General features: G+C 72.0%; 13 protein-coding genes. 2 read left to right on the top strand and 11 right to left on the bottom strand.

The annotated features are described in order from the left end of the window. Positions 1-50 precede the first annotated feature (50 nt). Complete coding sequence (locus ACZ6NC_RS03935) at positions 51-2903, bottom strand: alpha/beta fold hydrolase (protein ID WP_465728677.1); 2853 nt, start codon at positions 2901-2903, stop codon at positions 51-53. Positions 2904-3068: 165 nt separating this feature from the next. Here ACZ6NC_RS03935 and ACZ6NC_RS03930 point away from each other — a divergent pair, with 165 nt between their 5' ends. After that, complete coding sequence (locus ACZ6NC_RS03930; RefSeq protein WP_465728675.1) at positions 3069-4103, top strand: mechanosensitive ion channel family protein; 1035 nt, start codon at positions 3069-3071, stop codon at positions 4101-4103. A gap of 36 nt (positions 4104-4139) precedes the next feature. On the opposite strand, the gene ACZ6NC_RS03925 is transcribed toward ACZ6NC_RS03930, so the two are convergent. From ACZ6NC_RS03925 to ACZ6NC_RS03910, 4 genes are all read right to left on the bottom strand, one after another. After that, positions 4140-4610 (bottom strand): GNAT family N-acetyltransferase, encoded by a 471-nt coding sequence (locus tag ACZ6NC_RS03925; protein WP_465728673.1) that lies wholly within the window; start codon positions 4608-4610, stop codon positions 4140-4142. A 1-nt stretch (position 4611) separates the two neighbouring features. After that, positions 4612-5550 carry an RluA family pseudouridine synthase gene (locus ACZ6NC_RS03920; protein ID WP_465728671.1) on the bottom strand — a complete coding sequence of 313 codons (939 nt, stop codon included), beginning with the start codon at positions 5548-5550 and terminating at the stop codon, positions 4612-4614. 69 nt (positions 5551-5619) lie between these two features. Then, complete coding sequence (lspA, locus tag ACZ6NC_RS03915; protein WP_465728669.1) at positions 5620-6198, bottom strand: signal peptidase II; 579 nt, start codon at positions 6196-6198, stop codon at positions 5620-5622. A 209-nt stretch (positions 6199-6407) separates the two neighbouring features. Then, complete coding sequence (locus ACZ6NC_RS03910; RefSeq protein WP_465728667.1) at positions 6408-6917, bottom strand: TraR/DksA family transcriptional regulator; 510 nt, start codon at positions 6915-6917, stop codon at positions 6408-6410. Between the two features lie 622 nt (positions 6918-7539). On the opposite strand from ACZ6NC_RS03910, the gene ileS reads away from it, so the two are divergent. Further along, positions 7540-10668 carry an isoleucine--tRNA ligase gene (gene ileS / locus ACZ6NC_RS03905; protein ID WP_465728665.1) on the top strand — a complete coding sequence of 1043 codons (3129 nt, stop codon included), beginning with the start codon at positions 7540-7542 and terminating at the stop codon, positions 10666-10668. A gap of 161 nt (positions 10669-10829) precedes the next feature. On the opposite strand, the gene ACZ6NC_RS03900 is transcribed toward ileS, so the two are convergent. From ACZ6NC_RS03900 to ftsZ, 6 genes are all read right to left on the bottom strand, one after another. Further along, positions 10830-12167, bottom strand: a complete 1338-nt coding sequence (locus ACZ6NC_RS03900; RefSeq protein WP_465728663.1) for a DivIVA domain-containing protein — start codon at positions 12165-12167, stop codon at positions 10830-10832. Between the two features lie 59 nt (positions 12168-12226). After that, positions 12227-12508 carry a YggT family protein gene (locus ACZ6NC_RS03895; protein ID WP_148645520.1) on the bottom strand — a complete coding sequence of 94 codons (282 nt, stop codon included), beginning with the start codon at positions 12506-12508 and terminating at the stop codon, positions 12227-12229. A 94-nt stretch (positions 12509-12602) separates the two neighbouring features. After that, complete coding sequence (locus ACZ6NC_RS03890) at positions 12603-13205, bottom strand: cell division protein SepF (protein WP_030391444.1); 603 nt, start codon at positions 13203-13205, stop codon at positions 12603-12605. Positions 13206-13503: 298 nt separating this feature from the next. Then, complete coding sequence (locus tag ACZ6NC_RS03885; RefSeq protein WP_465728661.1) at positions 13504-14292, bottom strand: YggS family pyridoxal phosphate-dependent enzyme; 789 nt, start codon at positions 14290-14292, stop codon at positions 13504-13506. Then, positions 14289-15023 (bottom strand): peptidoglycan editing factor PgeF, encoded by a 735-nt coding sequence (gene pgeF, locus ACZ6NC_RS03880; protein ID WP_465728659.1) that lies wholly within the window; start codon positions 15021-15023, stop codon positions 14289-14291. The genes ACZ6NC_RS03885 and pgeF overlap by 4 nt, the downstream gene beginning before the upstream one ends. After that, a complete protein-coding gene (gene ftsZ / locus ACZ6NC_RS03875) occupies positions 15020-16246 on the bottom strand; it encodes a cell division protein FtsZ (RefSeq protein WP_465728657.1) in 1227 nt (408 codons plus the stop codon). Before ftsZ ends, pgeF begins: the two co-directional genes overlap by 4 nt. Positions 16247-16589 lie beyond the last annotated feature (343 nt).

The following is a 16589-nucleotide window of genomic DNA, read 5'->3' as shown; positions in this document are numbered from 1 at the left end:
AGGCGCTTCGCACAACGCGCACCCCTCGATCATTCGCTCGCCTCGCTCGCTCATGCCGAGCCTCCGATCAACGACAGGAACGCGTCCTCCAGCCGGCGGTGCGGGCCGGCCCGCTCCACCGGCACGCCGAGGCGGACCAGCTCGGCCAGCAGCTGACTGGCCGCCATGCCGTCCAGCCGCACCAGCAGCCCGCCCTCGACCGCCTCCGCCGAGCCGACACCGGCCAGCGCGCCCGCCTTGTCGGCGGCCGCCGCCAACTCCTCCGGTGCGTACGAGGCCGGGGTGCCGACCAGCAGCAGCTCGCCCGCGCCGACGATCTCGGCCACGGCGCCCGTGGTGACCAGCCGGCCGCGGTCCATCACCACCAGGTCGGTGCAGCTCTGCTCCACCTCGGAGAGGAGGTGGCTGGAGACGATGACGGTCCGCCCGGCGGCCGCGTACCGGATCATCACCTCGCGCATCTCGCGGATCTGCGGCGGGTCCAGCCCGTTGGTCGGCTCGTCCAGGATCAGCAGGTCCGGCAGGCCGAGCATGGCCTGGGCGATGGCGAGGCGCTGGCGCATGCCCTGCGAGTAGGTGCGTACCGCCCGGTCCAGCGCCTCGCCGAGCCCGGCGATGGCCAGCGCCTCCTCCAAGTGGGCGTCCGCCTCCGGGCGGCCGGTGGCCTGCCAGTAGAGCCGCAGGTTGGCCCGGCCGCTGAGATGCGGCAGGAACCCGGCTCCCTCCACGAAGGCGCCGACCCGCGAGAGCACCGGCGTGCCCGGGCGCACCAGGTGGCCGAAGATCCTTATCTCGCCCTCGTCGGGCCGGATCAGGCCCATCAGCATCCGCAGTGTGGTGGTCTTGCCCGCGCCGTTGGGCCCGAGCAGGCCGAGCACCTGCCCCTGCTCCACCCGGAAGCCCAACTCCCGGACGGCGTACCGGTCGGCGGCGCCCTTGTAGCGCTTGCTCAGGCCGGTGATCTGCAGTGGCACCCCGGCCAGCGCCGGGTCGTACGCGAGCCCGCGGGCGCGCCGGCCGCGACGGCGCAGCCGCGGCAGCAGGAGCAGTGCGGCCGCCACGGCGACGGCGGCCAGCGGCAGCATCCAGGTCCGCGCGGGCAGCGGCGCCGCCTCGGTGACCAGCCCGTCGACGGTCGGCGCGGTGAGCGCCCCGGCCACGGCCGCCCGGTAGGTGGCCGGCTCGGCGGGCGAGGCGTACGCCAGGTCGGTGGCGGCCAGCACCAGCCGCAGCCGGTGCCCGGCGGGGAAGGTGTGGTCGACGGCGGGCAGCGCCACGGTGACGGTCTTCCCCCAGCCTCCGACCGGGGGGACCCCCGTGCCGGCCGCGTCGGCGCCGGTCACCCGGAGCGGGACGGCCAGTTGCTGCGGCAGGCTCTGCTTGCCGTCCGGCCCGACGTCGTACAGCTTGGCGAAGAGCACCGCGTCCGGCCTGTCGGCCTGTACCCGGATCGGCACGGTGGGCTGTCCGGTCAGGTGCAGCGGGCCGTCCAGCGGCGCGCTGTCGAAGGTGGCGTGCTGGCCGGGGAAGTCCAGTGAGAGCCCGGCGCCCAGGGCGGCGGCCTGGCTGAGCGCGCCGACGCCGGGCAGTGCGGAGATGTTCGGCGGGGCGCCGCCGGGCGGGTTGGCGAAGGTCTGCTCGGCGCCGGCCGTGCCGCTCTTCAGCTCGACGGTGCGCGAGCCGGTGCCGCCGAGGCCCGGGTAGGTGTCGGCGGTGGCGCCGCGCAGCACGGCCTGGAAGCCGGTGGAGTCGACCCCGCCGGTGCGGGTGACCCGGAACGCCGGCCCGGTGTCGTTCCCCGTATTCCTCAGATAGTGGTCGAACCAGGCGCTCACCCGGTCGTCGACCCGGGCGCTGGTGTCGGTGCCTCCGTCGTGCCCGCCGGCGAACCAGTCCACCGCGACCGGAGCACCGTTGGCCGCGACCGCCCGGGCGATCGCGTCGCCCTGGTCGAGTGGGAACAGCGAGTCCTGTTGGCCCTGGACGACCAGGGTGGGTGCCTTGAGCCGGGCGGCTACCGAGGACGGGCTGGAGCGCTCCAGCAGCGCGACCGCCTCCGGGTCGGCGTGCCCGGCGGTCGCGACCCGGTCGTACATCCGGCAGAGCTCGTCCAGGAACCGTCCGCAGCCGACCGTCCCGTCCCCCGCGCCGTCCTGGGGACCACCCGAGCGGGCCCCCGCCGTGGGCCGCGGCGCACCGCCGGACGGGCCGAGGTCCCCAGCGGAGCCGGTGGTGAAGAAGATCCCGGCCCAGAGCTTCTTGAACACCCCGTCCACCGCGCCCGAGCCCCGCACCCCCTGCGGGAACAGCGCGTCGGCCAGGTTCCACCAGGTGATCTGGCTGGCGACCGCGTCGATCCGGCTGTCGTAGGCGGAGCCGAGCAGCGCCACCGCCCCGCCGTACGAGGCGCCGGTGATGCCCACCCGCGGGTCGCCGGGCCCGTCCAGCTGCACCTCCGGCCGCTGGGCCAGCCAGTCGACGAGGTGCTTGACGTCCTGCACCTCGCGGTCGGGCGCGTTGAGGCCGATCTTCCCGCCGGAGTGTCCGAAGCCGCGCGCCGACCAGGTCAGCACCGCGTAGCCCTGCCGGGCCAGCTGCTGGGCCCGCTCGCGCTCGCCCTCCTTGGAGCCGCCGAAGCCGTGGCCGAGCAGGACCGCCGGGCGCGGGCTCGTCCCGGTGGTGAAGAAGGAGGTGTCCAGCTGGATCTGCCGGTCGCTGCCCGGCGTCTCCGGCATGCCGAGGAAACGATCCTCCTGGAGGACCGTCTGTTTCCCGCCGTCCGCCACGGCCACCGCCGTACCTGCGCCGGCCACCGCCACCAGGGCCACCACGCCGGCCAGCAGCCTCCGTCCGGCCGCCGTTCCGCGACCGCGCCACCGGCGCCACGCCCCACCGAGCTCCATGGTCGGTGATCGTATCCGCCGGGCCGGTAGGCGTCCGATAAGGCCGCCCGGGACATCCGCGGGCCGGACCGCATCGATTCGCCCGATTCACCCGACTACGCCCGGGTATCGTACGCACGTCCCGCCCTGCCACCGCGAAGCCCGCGAAGGCCCACCGACGACGAGGTGCCCGTGCTCCGGCCGCTGTTCACCCTGCTCGCCATCGTCGCCGCCACCCTGGTGATCGGCTGGATCGTCGACCAGGTGCTCCAGCGCGTCGCCGCCGACAACCCCGACGCCCCGGTCTGGCCGCTGCTGCGCCGCTGCCGCATCCCGCTGCAACTCGTGGTCCTCTCGGCCCTGTTGCTCGCGACCGGCCCGCTGGAGCGGATCTTCGACCTGCACGACGACAACGTGCACCACGCGGAGCTGCTCCTCCTGCTGGCCGCCCTGGGCTGGCTCACCGTCCGGGTGGTGGCGGCCGCCCTGGAGGCGCTCCTCAGCCGGTACGAGACGGTCGCCGACGACCAGGCCCGGGTGCAGCGGGTGCACACCCAGATCAGCATGCTCCGCCGGGTGGCCAGCGCGGTGATCGTGGTGGTCACCGTCGCCGTGATGCTGCTGACCTTCTCCGCGATGCGCACCATCGGCGCCAGCCTGCTCGCCTCGGCCGGCATCCTCGGCATCGTGGCCGGCATCGCGCTCCAGGGCACCCTGGGCAACTTCTTCGCCGGCCTGCAGATCGCCTTCGGCGACACCGTCCGGATCGGCGACACCGTGGTCGTCGACGGCCATCAGGGCACCGTCGAGGAGATCACCCTCTCCTACCTGGTGGTGCGGCTCTGGGACTACCGGCGGCTGATCGTCCCGGTCTCCTACTTCGTCAACAAGCCCTTCGAGAACTGGACCCGCCGCGACCCTGGCCTGCTCGCCGCGGTCGTCCTCCACCTCGACCACACCACCCCGGTCGACCGCCTCCGCACCGCCCTGCACGAGCGGCTGGCGCAGAACCCGCTCTGGGACGGCGCCGAGTGGGCCCTCCAGGTCACCGACACCACCCCGAGCACCCTCGTGGTCCGCGCCACCATGACCGCCCGCAACCCCGACGACGCCGCCCGGCTCCGCTTCGACATCCGCGAGCAGCTCATCGCCTACCTCCGCGACGAACACCCCGGCGCCCTCCCCCGCCTGCGCGTGGGAGAGCGCCCCGACGTGTCCTAGCGCCCCGACATGTCCTAACGGTGGGGCGTCCGCGGCCTACAGCACCCGCGTCATCGTCCGGTGCGGGATCCCCGCGTCCTCGTAGACCCGCCCCTCCGCCGCGTACCCGAGCCGCTCGTAGAACCCCAGCGCCTGCACCTGCGCGTGCAGCTCCACCTCACGCGCCCCGCGCCCGCGCCCGGCCGCCTCGACCGCCCGCACCAGCTCGGCGCCCAGCCCGGTCCCGCGCGCCGCCTTCACGACCGCGAGGCGCCCGAGCAGCACCCGCCCCTCCGTCCCGCCGGTCAGCTCCAGCGCCTGCGCGCCGTGGATCAGCCGGGCCGTGCCCAGGGGCTCGCCGGCCGGCCCGACCGCCAGCAGGTGCTCGGAGGTGGGGTCGAGGTGATCCCACTCCTCCTCCTCGGCGATCCCCTGCTCGACGATGAACACCTCGCGCCGGACGCCGTGCACCAGCGCCAGGTCGTCCTCGCCCTCGGCCACCCGGATCCGTACCGCGAAGGAGCTCATGTCAGCTCTCCGAGGCGATGATGTCCAGCGCCTTGCGGAGGTCCGCCGGGTACTCGCTGCCGAACTGCACCCACTCGCCGTCCGACGGGTGCTCGAAGGCCAGCGAGACCGCGTGCAGCCACTGCCGGGTGAGCCCGAGCCGCTTGGCCAGCGTCGGGTCGGCGCCGTAGGTGAGGTCGCCCACGCAGGGGTGGCGCAGCGCCGACATGTGGACCCGGATCTGGTGGGTGCGGCCGGTCTCCAGCTTGATGTCCAGCAGCGAGGCGGCGCGGTAGGCCTCGATCAGGTCGTAGTGGGTGACGGACGCCTTGCCGTCACGGGTGACCGCCCACTTCCAGTCGGAGCTGGGGTGGCGCCCGATCGGCGCGTCCACGGTGCCGCTCATCGGGTCGGGGTGGCCCTGCACCAGCGTGTGGTACTTCTTCTCGGTCACCCGGTCGTGGAACTGCCGCTTGAGGTCGGTGTACGCGCGCTCGGACTTGGCGACCACCATCAGGCCGGAGGTGCCGACGTCGAGCCGGTGCACGATGCCCTGGCGCTCGGCGGCGCCGGAGGTGGAGATGCGGTAGCCGGCCGCGGCGAGGCCGCCGATGACGGTCGGGCCGGTCCAGCCGGGACTGGGGTGCGCGGCGACGCCGACCGGCTTGTCGACGAGCACGATGTCCTCGTCGTCGTGGACGATGCGCATGCCCTCGACGTGCTCGGCGACGATCTGCACGGGCGCGGCGGGGGCGGGGATCTCGACCTCCAGCCAGGAGCCGGCGGTCACCCGGTCCGACTTGCCGGCCACGGCGCCGTCGAGCGTCACCTTGCCGTCGGCGGCCAACTCGGCGGCCTTCGTCCGGGAGAAGCCGAACATCCGGGCGAGGGCGGCGTCGAGGCGCTCGCCCTCCAGGCCGTCGGGTACGGGGAGGCTGCGGATCTGCGCTGCGGTACTCACCCGTACGAGTATGCCGGACGCGGGGCCCGGCCCCTGACCCGTCCGGTCCCGCCCCTGGGCCCGGGCGTCCTACTCGCCCTTGCCGCTGTCGGCCTTCCCGCTCTTCTCGGCCTGCTGGTGGACGGTGCCATCCGGGTTGCTGCCGCGGAAGGAGAGCAGGACGACCAGGATGCCGCCGCAGACGATCGCCGAGTCGGCGAGGTTGAAGACCGCGAAGTGCTGGACGGAGATGAAGTCCACCACGTGGCCGCGGAAGGCGCTCGGCGCGCGGAACAGCCGGTCGGTGAGGTTGCCCAGGGCGCCGCCGAGCAGCAGCCCGAGCGCGATCGCCCACGGGAGGCTGTAGAGGCGGCGGGCGATCCGCCAGATCACCACGATGACGGACGAGGCGATCACGGTGAAGACGATGGTCAGCGCCTGGCCCATGCCGAAGGCGGCCCCGGAGTTGCGGATCACCTGGAAGGTCATCACGTCGCCGATCACCTTGATCGCCGCATGGTTCTCGAGCCTGGCCACAACCAGCAGCTTGGTCCCCAGGTCGATCAGGAAGGCGACCAGCGCGACGGTCAGCAGGACGCCGATCCGCCGCCGTCCCTTCGGCGCCTCCTGCTCCGCCGGTACGGCGGTCACCTCACCGGGCTCGGCCACGGCCTCCTCCACGGCTTCGGCGGGGGTGGGGACGGCTTCGTCCCGCGTCTGGGGGGAACCTTGCGTACTGATGATCCGCTCCGCTGCCGATGGGGATCCCCCCGGTCGAAGGCGGGGGGGAGAGTGGGCCGCTGGTCACCGACCCGGGCCGGTCGGGCGACGTTACGGGGTCGAGCGTACGGCAAGCCCGACCCCCCGCGTCGTCCCGGTCAGCGGCGTTCCTGCTTGGCCTTGCACTGGACGCAGAGCGTCGCCCGGGGGAAGGCCTGCAGCCGGGCCTTGCCGATGGCCTGCCCGCAGGATTCGCAGATGCCGAAGCCGACGCCCTCCAGCCGCACGAGGGCGTGCTCGGTCTGGGCGAGGCTGTCCCGGGCGTTGTTGGCGAGGGCCAGCTCGCTCTCCCGCGAGATGTTCTTCGTACCGGCGTCCACCTGGTCGTCGCCGGCTCCGTCGTTGGAGTCACGCATCAGCCCGGTGATGGCGGCCTCGGCGGCGTCGATCTCGTTCTGCAGCCGGTCCAGCTCGCTGATCAGCTCGGCGTGCAGCTCGCGCACCTCCTCCGAGGTCCACGGGTCCTCGCCCGGGCGGACGGGAAGCTCGGCCGGGTCCACCGATTCGGCGCCGCCGCCACGGGCCGCGGTGGCGGCCGCGGTGCGGGTGCGGCCGGGAGCCACGAAGGCGGTGTCGTTGCTGGTCTTGTGCCGTGCGGTAGTGGTCACGGTCCCCTCCCCTGGTTCGCCTGCCACGGCCTTGCGTGTCCGCTTGGTGGCGGTACCCGCGCCGGTTGCCTTCTCAGCCATGGCTTCGACCCCATCTACGAACGAATCGAGCCGCCGGTTCCCGGCGGCTTCCAGTGCCGGAACGATAATCCCCATCAAAACCGGTCACAACATGACATACCGGCGCCTCATCATGATCCCACCCAGGCAGCCGCCACAGCCGCCCCGCCCCGAGCGCTGACCAGAGTTGTGCCCAGATCACTCCCGCCTAACCACCTCTCGGGGGCCGCTCCGGTGACAGCCGCAGCGACGGACGGAACCGACTTGCGGCGGCCGATACACTGGGCCTGCAAGGCGCAGATGGGACGAGTACCGACGTACGCAGCCACCAGCGACCCGGGGACGGTGCGAGCCCGGGGGCGTGCACGGCGGGAAGATCACCCCGGAGCCGCCGGAAGAACGGCCCAGGCAGTACGCCGCGGCCCACTAGACCCGGCAGCAAGCCCAAACAAGAGGGCCGCAGACAGCACCGCGGCCAAGGAGGGTGGTACCGCGGGGCGGCATGCCGTCTCGTCCCTCCGTCGGATCCCGTCCACGCATCCGCCGGAGGTAGACGCCCGCGATGAGTACCTACAACCCCGTTCCCGCGCAGGTCGACCTGCCTGCCCTGGAGCACCGGATCCTGTCGTTCTGGCAGGACAACAAGGTCTTCCAGCGCAGCCTGGAGCAGTCCGAGGGCCGCCCCGAGTGGGTCTTCTACGAGGGCCCGCCGACCGCCAACGGCATGCCCGGCGCCCACCACATCGAGGCCCGCGTCTTCAAGGACGTCTTCCCCCGCTACCGGACGATGAAGGGCTACCACGTCGCCCGCAAGGCCGGCTGGGACTGTCACGGCCTCCCGGTCGAGCTGGCCGTCGAGAAGGAGCTCGGCTTCTCCGGCAAGCAGGACATCGAGGCGTACGGCATCGCCGAGTTCAACGCCAAGTGCCGCGAGTCGGTGACCCGCCACACCGACGCCTTCACCGAGCTGACCACCCGCATGGGGTACTGGGTCGACCTCGACGAGGCCTACCGGACGATGGACCCGTCCTACGTCCAGTCCGTCTGGTGGTCGCTCAAGCAGATCTTCGACAAGGGCCTGCTGGTCCAGGACCACCGCGTCGCCCCCTGGTGCCCGCGCTGCGGCACCGGCCTGTCCGACCACGAGCTGGCCCAGGGCTACGAGACCGTGGTCGACCCGTCGGTCTTCGTCCGCTTCCCGCTGACCGGCGGCCCGCTGGCCGGCCAGGCCTCGCTGCTGGTCTGGACGACCACCCCGTGGACCCTGGTCTCCAACACCGCCGCCGCCGTCCACCCGGAGGTCACCTACGTGGTGGCCACCGACGGCAACGAGCAGCTGGTCGTCGCCGAGCCACTGCTGGCCAAGGCCCTCGGCGAGGGCTGGGAGGTCACCGGCCGGTCGTTCACCGGCGCCGAGATGGAGCGCTGGGCCTACCGCCGCCCGTTCGACCTGGTCGAGATCGAGAACGCGCACTACGTCCTCAACGCCGACTACGTCACCACCGAGGACGGCACCGGCATCGTCCACCAGTCCCCCGCCTTCGGCGCGGACGACCTGGCGACCTGCCGCCGCTACGGCCTGCCGGTGGTCAACCCGGTGCTCGCCGACGGCACCTTCGCCCCCGAGGTCCCGCTGATCGGCGGCCAGTTCTTCAAGAAGGCCGACGAGGCCCTGGTCGCGGACCTCAAGGAGCGCGGCCTGCTCTTCCGCCACCTGCCGTACGAGCACAGCTACCCGCACTGCTGGCGCTGCCACACCGCGCTGCTCTACTACGCGCAGCCGTCCTGGTACATCCGGACCACCGCCGTCAAGGACGCGCTGATCCGCGAGAACGAGGCCACCAACTGGTTCCCGGAGACGGTCAAGCACGGCCGCTTCGGCGACTGGCTGAACAACAACATCGACTGGGCGCTCAGCCGCAACCGCTACTGGGGCACCCCGCTGCCGATCTGGCGCTGCGAGGAGGGTCACCTCACCTGCGTCGGCTCGCTGGCCGAGCTCTCCGAGCTGGCCGGCACCGACCAGAGCGGCCTCGACCCGCACCGCCCGTTCATCGACGACGTCACCTTCGCCTGCCGCGAGTGCTCCGGCACCGCGACCCGGGTGCCCGAGGTGATCGACGCCTGGTACGACTCGGGCTCGATGCCCTTCGCCCAGTACGGCTACCCGTACCAGAACAAGGAGCTGTTCGAGAAGCGCTACCCGGCGCAGTTCATCTCCGAGGCGATCGACCAGACCCGCGGCTGGTTCTACACGCTGATGGCCGTCGGCACCCTGGTGTTCGACAAGAACAGCTACGAGAACGTCGTCTGCCTGGGCCACATCCTGGCCGAGGACGGCCGCAAGATGTCCAAGCACCTGGGCAACATCCTGCAGCCGATCCCGCTGATGGACCAGCACGGCGCCGACGCGGTCCGCTGGTTCATGGCGGCCGGCGGCTCGCCCTGGTCGGCCCGCCGGGTCGGCCACAACACCATCCAGGAGGTGGTCCGCAAGACCCTCCTCACCTACTGGAACACCGTCGCCTTCCAGGCCCTGTACGCCCGCACCTCCGGCTGGTCCCCCTCGGCGGCCGACCCGGCCCCGGCCGACCGCCCGCAGCTGGACCGCTGGGTGCTCTCCGAGCTGAACACCCTCGTCCGCGAGGTCGACTCGGCCTTCGAGGCGTACGACACCCAGCGCGCCGGCAAGCTGCTCTCCGGCTTCGTCGACGACCTCTCCAACTGGTACGTCCGCCGTGGCCGCCGCCGCTTCTGGCAGGGCGACGCCGCCGCGCTCGCCACCCTGCACGAGGCGCTGGAGACGGTCACCCGCCTGATGGCCCCGCTCACCCCGTTCATCACCGAGCAGGTCTGGCAGGACCTGGTCGTCCCGGTCGCCCCGGACGCCCCGGCCTCGGTCCACCTCGCCACCTGGCCGGAGGCGGACGAGACGCTGATCGACGCCGACCTCTCCCGCCACATGGCGCTGGTCCGCCGCCTGGTCGAGCTGGGCCGGGCCACCCGCGCCGAGTCCGGCGTGAAGACCCGTCAGCCGCTCTCCCGGGCGCTGATCGCCGCCCAGGGCTGGGAGGAGCTGCCGGCCGACCTGCGCGCGCAGATCGCCGAGGAGCTCAACGTCTCCACCCTGGAGTCGCTGGCGCAGGTGGGAGGCTCGCTGGTGGACACCACCGCCAAGGCCAACTTCCGTGCGCTCGGCAAGCGTTTCGGCAAGGGCGTGCAGGACGTCGCCAAGGCGGTCGCCGCCGCCGACGCCGCCGTGCTCGCCGCCGACCTGCGGGCCACCGGCACCGCCTCGGTGGAGCTGAACGGCGAGCGGATCTCCCTCTCGCCCGACGAGGTGATCATCACCGAGACCCCGCGCGAGGGCTGGGCCGTCGCCAACGAGTCCGGCGCCACCGTCGCCCTCGACCTGGCCATCACCCCGGAGCTCAAGCGCCTGGGCGTCGCCCGCGACGCGATCCGCCAGATCCAGGAGGCCCGCAAGAACTCCGGCCTGGACGTCGCCGACCGGATCGTCCTGCGCTGGCGCGCCACCACCGAGGAGACCGCCGAGGCCATCGCCGAGCACGGCCCCCTGGTCGCCGACGAGGTCCTGGCCACCGACTTCGCCGCCGGTGCCGCCGACTGGGAGTCCGAGATCTTCTCCGACGAGAGCCTCGGCCTCGCCTTCCAGCTCCGCAAGGCCTGAACCGAACCGCCGAAGCCGCCGCCACCTCCCCGGTGACGGCGGCTTCGCCGTTCCCCCACCCGCTCCCCCACCGTTCCCGGCCCGTTCCCCGGACAGACGAGGGCGCCCCCACCGTGACCCGGAGGTCACGGAGGGGGCGCCCTCGATGTACTGCGTACCGCTTAGTTGTCGCCGTCCTCGTCGATGAGGAACCCGCGCATCGGCGCCGGCGCCTGCTGCATCGGCTGCGGAGGCTGCGGACGGACGGCCGCCATCGGCTGCGTCATCCCGGCCGGCTGCATCTGCGGCGCACCGGAGTTGCCGCCCGACGCCTGCCCGCCGAAGCTCGGCGCTCCGGAGTTGCCGCCGAACGAGCTCTGCCCACCGAACGACGGCTGGTTGCCACCGAAGGACGGCTGGTTGCCACCGAAGCTCGGCGCACCGCTGCTCATCGCGGACGCACCGGCCGGAGCCATCGACGACGCGGCCGGCGGCAGCGAAGCGGTGGCCGGGATGCGCGGCGGGGCGAGCGAGTCGTCCGCCTGCGACTCCAGCTGGCGCAGCTGGGTCTCCAGGTAGGACTTCAGACGCGTGCGGTACTCACGCTCGAACGCCCGCAGGTCCTCGACCTTGCGCTCCAGCGTGGCCCGCGCGGACTCCAGCGAGCCCATCGCGACGCGGTGCTTCTCCTGCGCGTCCCGCTCCAGGGCGTCGGCCTTGGCCCGGGCGTCGCGCTCAAGGCCCTCGGCCCGGCTGCGCGCCTCGCCGACGATCTTGTTGGCCTCGGAACGGGCCTCGGAGATCGCCTGGTCGGCGGTCTGCTGGGCGAGCGCCAGCACGCGGGCCGCGCTGTCGCCACCGGGGCCCTGCTGCTGCATCGGGGCGCCGAGCGGGCCGCCCATCTGCTGCTGCTGCGGGCCGCCCATGGGGCCGCCCATCTGCTGCATCTGCTGCTGGCCCATGCCCTGGCCCATCGGGTTGCCCATCTGCTGCGGGCCACCGGGGCCGCCCATGGGCTGGAGCATCTGACCGCCCATCGGCTGGACCAGCTGCTGCTGGCCGCCCATGGTCTGGTTCATCTGCTGCTGCGGGCCGCCCATCGGGCCACCCTGGCCGGCCGGGAGCTGCGGGGCGCCGGACGGCAGGCCGAGAGGCTGGTTGCCCATCTGCTGCTGCTGCTGCGGGCCGCCCATCTGCTGCGGACCGCCGGGGCCACCCATCTGCTGCGGGCCGGGACCCTGCTGCTGGCCGGGGACCGGCGGGCCGGATATGGCGGCCGGCACGGGGGCGCCGGGACGCGAGTCCTGCGGCGGCTCCTTGCGCATGTTGGCCTGGTTCTGCGCGGCGGCACGGGTCGCGGCGGCCAGCTTGGCGCGCAGGTCCTCGTTCTCGCGGAGAAGGCGGGTCAGCTCCGCCTCGACCTCGTCGAGGAAGGCATCGACCTCGTCCTCGTCATAGCCTTCGCGCAGGCGGACGGTCGTGAACTGCTTGTTCCGAACGTCCTCGGGGGTCAATGGCATCTCTTCACCTCAACGTGATCGTCGGCACACCGGCATCCTGTCGCATCGCTCACCTACGACTAGGGCCGCACAAGCGAGATCAGGACATACACAATGATCATCAGTACGAAGAAGGACAGGTCGAGCGCCACGCCCCCGAGACGCAACGGCGGGATGAACCGCCGAAGAAGCTTGAGCGGCGGATCCGTGACAGTGTACGTGGCCTCCAGGACCAGGACCATGGCCTTGCCGGGCCGCCACGAACGCGCGAACTGGAACACCCAGTCCATCACCAGCCGCACAAGCAGGAACACCAGGAAGACGGTCAGCGCGTAATAGAGCACCGCCCACACGATCCCCATCGCGCTTCCCTCTCCCCGCGTTCTCGGCCCTTGGGCCCTGCTGCCTGTCGCTAACTCACTGTCGATCAGATCCACACGTAAAGTCGTGGCCGGGTCAGCTCTGGTTGAAGAACCCACCCTCGGCGATCCGAGCCTTGTCCTCCGCCGTGACATCGACGTTAGCAGGCGACAGCAGGAACACCTTCTGTGTCACGCGCTCGATACTGCCGTGCAGACCGAAGACGAGTCCAGCGGCGAAGTCTACGAGGCGCTTCGCGTCAGTGTCGTCCATCTCGGTCAAATTCATGATCACCGGGGTCCCGCCACGGAACTGTTCCCCGATGGTACGGGCCTCGTTGTAGGTCCGGGGGTGCAGCGTGGTGATGCGGTAGGGCTCTCGTTCGTTCACTACCTTGGGCATGATCACCGGGGCGCTCTTCTCCAGGTTGTGGCGGCGTTCGGGTGTGATGGACGACACTGGGGCCATCCTCGGAGTCTCCTGCCGGATCGGGACCGCGGCCGGCACGGGCTGCGGCGTGATCGAGGAGACCGGGGCGGGCGCCGGAGAGGCCGGCCGGGGGATGTCCTCCGTCCGCCCGGTGCGAATCGGCTCGGGGTCCGCGTCGTAGTCGTCGTCGGGGTCGTACCCCTGACCGTCGTACGTCTCGTCCTCCACGAGGCCGAGGTAGACCGCCATCTTGCGCATTGCGCCGGCCATGCTCCTGTCTCCTCCGCTCATGTCCACCTCGCTGCGCTCGGTGGCTGCTTCGCGAACGCGCACCTTCCGATGGTCGCTCGCTCCGCTCGCTCTGCGGACCGGCTCCGTCCCGGCGGCCAGGCCGTACGACCCTGCCTGCGGATTCCGCGACCCGCCCACGACTGCCCGTCAGGCCGGCGGCCGGTCAGAAGTCGTGGGTGGGGGCCGCGGAGCTGCGATCCACGGTTCGCTAGCGCTCTGGAAAGCTGCTAGTTTCTGTCCTATTTTGTCCTGCAGTCTGATCTACTACCCGGTGACGTTACCCGAGGGGTGACCGCACTCCGAGTACCGCCGTTCCGACGCGCACATGTGTCGCCCCGGCAGCAACGGCCTGCTCCAGATCACCACTCATTCCTGCGGAAACCATGGTGGCAGCAGGATGGGCCGTCCGTACGGCGGTTGCGATTTCCGCCAGCCGCTCGAACGCCCGGCCCGGGTCTCCGGCGAGCGGTCCGGCGAGCGGCGCGACGGTCATCACACCGTCCAGCCGGAGCCCGGGCGTCTGCGCGATCGCGTCGGCCAGCGCCTCGACCTCCGCCGGGGCGACCCCGGCCCGACCCTCGCCCTCGCCCTGCTCCTTCTCCAGCGCGACCTGGACCAGGCACCCGAGCTCCGGCCGCTCGGCCGCCCGCACCGCCGCGGAGAGCGATTCGACCAGCCGCAGCCGGTCCACCGAGTGCACATGGTTCGCGTACCGGACCACCGAGCGGACCTTGTTGGTCTGCAGCTGGCCGACGAAGTGCCAGTCCAGCGGAAGGTTTCTGCACTGCTCCGCCTTGGGAGCGGCGTCCTGGTCGCGGTTCTCCGCGACGTCGGTGACGCCCAGTGCGGCCAACAGCGCGGTGTCCTCGGCCGGGTAGGTCTTGGTGACGACGACCAGCCTCACCTCGTCACGCGGCCGCCCGGCGGCCGCACAGGCGTCGGTGATCCGGCGCTCGACGACGTCGAGGTTGGTCCCGAGTTCCTCGAACCGGGCCCGCTGGCCCTCCGTCAGAGCCGCGAGGAATTCCCGACCGCCCGGGAACGGTCCGTAGATGTCGTTCGTCATGAGATCTCAGAGCCCAACCAGACGTAGCTCGCGAGCCGGCCCGTGCGCTGCTCGCGGCGGTAGGAGTAGTGATCGGAGGATTCGAGGGTGCAGACCGATGATCGCACCAACTCGGTGACTCCCGCAGCGGCCAGCTGAGCCGCCACTCCTTCCGGCAGGTCCAGGGCAGGCGTGCCCCAGGAGGTCTCGGCGTACGCGGCCGGCACCAGCCCGGCGACTTCGGCGCGCAGCCCGGCCGGCACCTCGTAGCAGCGGCCGCAGACCGCGGGCCCGATCGCGGCGGTGATCCGCCCCGGCTCGGCGCCCAGCTCCACCATGGCCGCGACCACCGCCGGCACCACTCCTGCGGCGAGCCCGGGCCGGCCCGCGTGGGCCGCCCCCGCCACGCCCGCCACCGGGTCGGCCAGCAGGACGGGGGTGCAGTCGGCGGTCAGTACCGCCAGCGCCAGCGGCCGGTCGGTGACCACCGCGTCCACCCTCGGGGCCTCCCCCGCCGGCTGGCGCTCCGTCACGACGGCGACGTCCGCGCCGTGCACCTGGTTCATCCAGACCACGTCCGCGGGGTCGAGCCCCAGCGAGCGGGCCGCGATTGCCCGGTTCTCCCGGACGGCGGCCGGGTCGTCCCCCACCGCGCCGCCGAGGTTCAGTCCCCCGTACGGCGAAGTGCTCACCCCGCCCCACCGGGTGGTGAAGGCGAAGTGAGCACCGTTGCGGGACGTGCGATCGATCACTTAAGGAAGTCCGGGACGTCGAGCTCCTCCGCGGGGCTCTCCACGAACGGCTGGCGGGCGGGCTGCACCTGCGGGGGCACCGGGGCCGCGGTCGCGGTGGACGGGGCCTCGGCCGAACGCGGCGAGCCGGCGGTCTCACCCTCCGGGCGGGCCGTCACCGAGCCGATGCTCCCGTACGAGGGCCGGGTCGCCGGGCGCTCGGGGGCGGGGGCCGACGTGGCGGCCGGGGCCGACTGGCCGGCCTTGACCACCGGGTCGCGGACGATGGCCGGCGGCTGGCCGCCGTCGAAGCCCGCGGCGATCACGGTGACACGGACCTCGTCGCCGAGCGCGTCGTCGATGACCGCACCGAAGATGATGTTGGCCTCGGGGTGCGCGGCCTCGCTGACCAGCTGGGCGGACTCGTTGATCTCGAACAGGCCGAGGTCGGAGCCGCCGGAGATGGAGAGCAGGACGCCGCGGGCGCCGTCGATCGAGGCCTCCAGCAGCGGCGAGGAGATCGCCATCACGGCGGCGGCCTTGGCGCGGTCCTCCCCGCGGGCGGAGCCGATGCCCATCAGCGCCGAGCCGGCGTCCGACATGACGGACTTGACGTCGGCGAAGTCGAGGTTGATCAGGCCCGGGGTCGTGATCAGGTCGGTGATGCCCTGGACGCCGGAGAGCAGCACCTGGTCGGCGGAGCGGAACGCGTCCAGCACGCTGACCTGGCGGTCCGAGATGGACAGCAGCCGGTCGTTGGGGATCACGATCAGGGTGTCGACCTCTTCGCGCAGGCCGGCGATGCCGTCCTCCGCCTGGTTGGCGCGACGCCGGCCCTCGAAGGTGAAGGGGCGGGTGACCACGCCGATGGTCAGCGCACCGAGCGAGCGGGCGATGTTGGCCACGACGGGCGCGCCGCCGGTGCCGGTGCCGCCGCCCTCGCCGGCGGTGACGAAGACCATGTCGGCCCCCTTGAGGACCTCCTCGATCTCCTCGCGGTGGTCCTCGGCGGCCTTCCGGCCGACCTCGGGGTTGGCGCCGGCGCCGAGGCCCCGGGTGAGTTCACGGCCCACATCGAGCTTGACGTCGGCGTCGCTCATCAGGAGGGCCTGCGCATCGGTGTTGATCGCGATGAACTCGACGCCCTTGAGACCGACCTCGATCATCCGGTTGATGGCGTTGACACCACCGCCGCCGATACCGACGACCTTGATGACTGCGAGGTAGTTCTGCGGTGCTGCCACGTCGAAGGCCTCTCGCCTCGAATTTCCGGGTCGGCCCGACTCCCGGTGGGGTGTCGTTCCGACGGATGTCGATGGGTAGGGAGCCTGGTTTCTGACTGAATGTCTGAAATGCCGACCGCCGACCCCAACCCTAAACTTGACCTTTAGGGTTAGTCCTGCGCCCCCGTCACATCACCAGGGGACACAGTCTGGTGACACAGGACACTAGGTGGCCCCGGGCACGTGTTTCAACGAACACGCCGAGCTTCCCTTTTTCTTTTGAGCCTATGTGATCATCAACCAGCTTATGAAACCGGGGTGACCACCAAGGGTCAGGCCGACACGAAACCCGCGTCAACCCCTC

This window comes from Kitasatospora sp. NPDC041988 (assembly GCF_055588525.1).
This window is presented reverse-complemented; position numbering and strand designations above follow the sequence as displayed.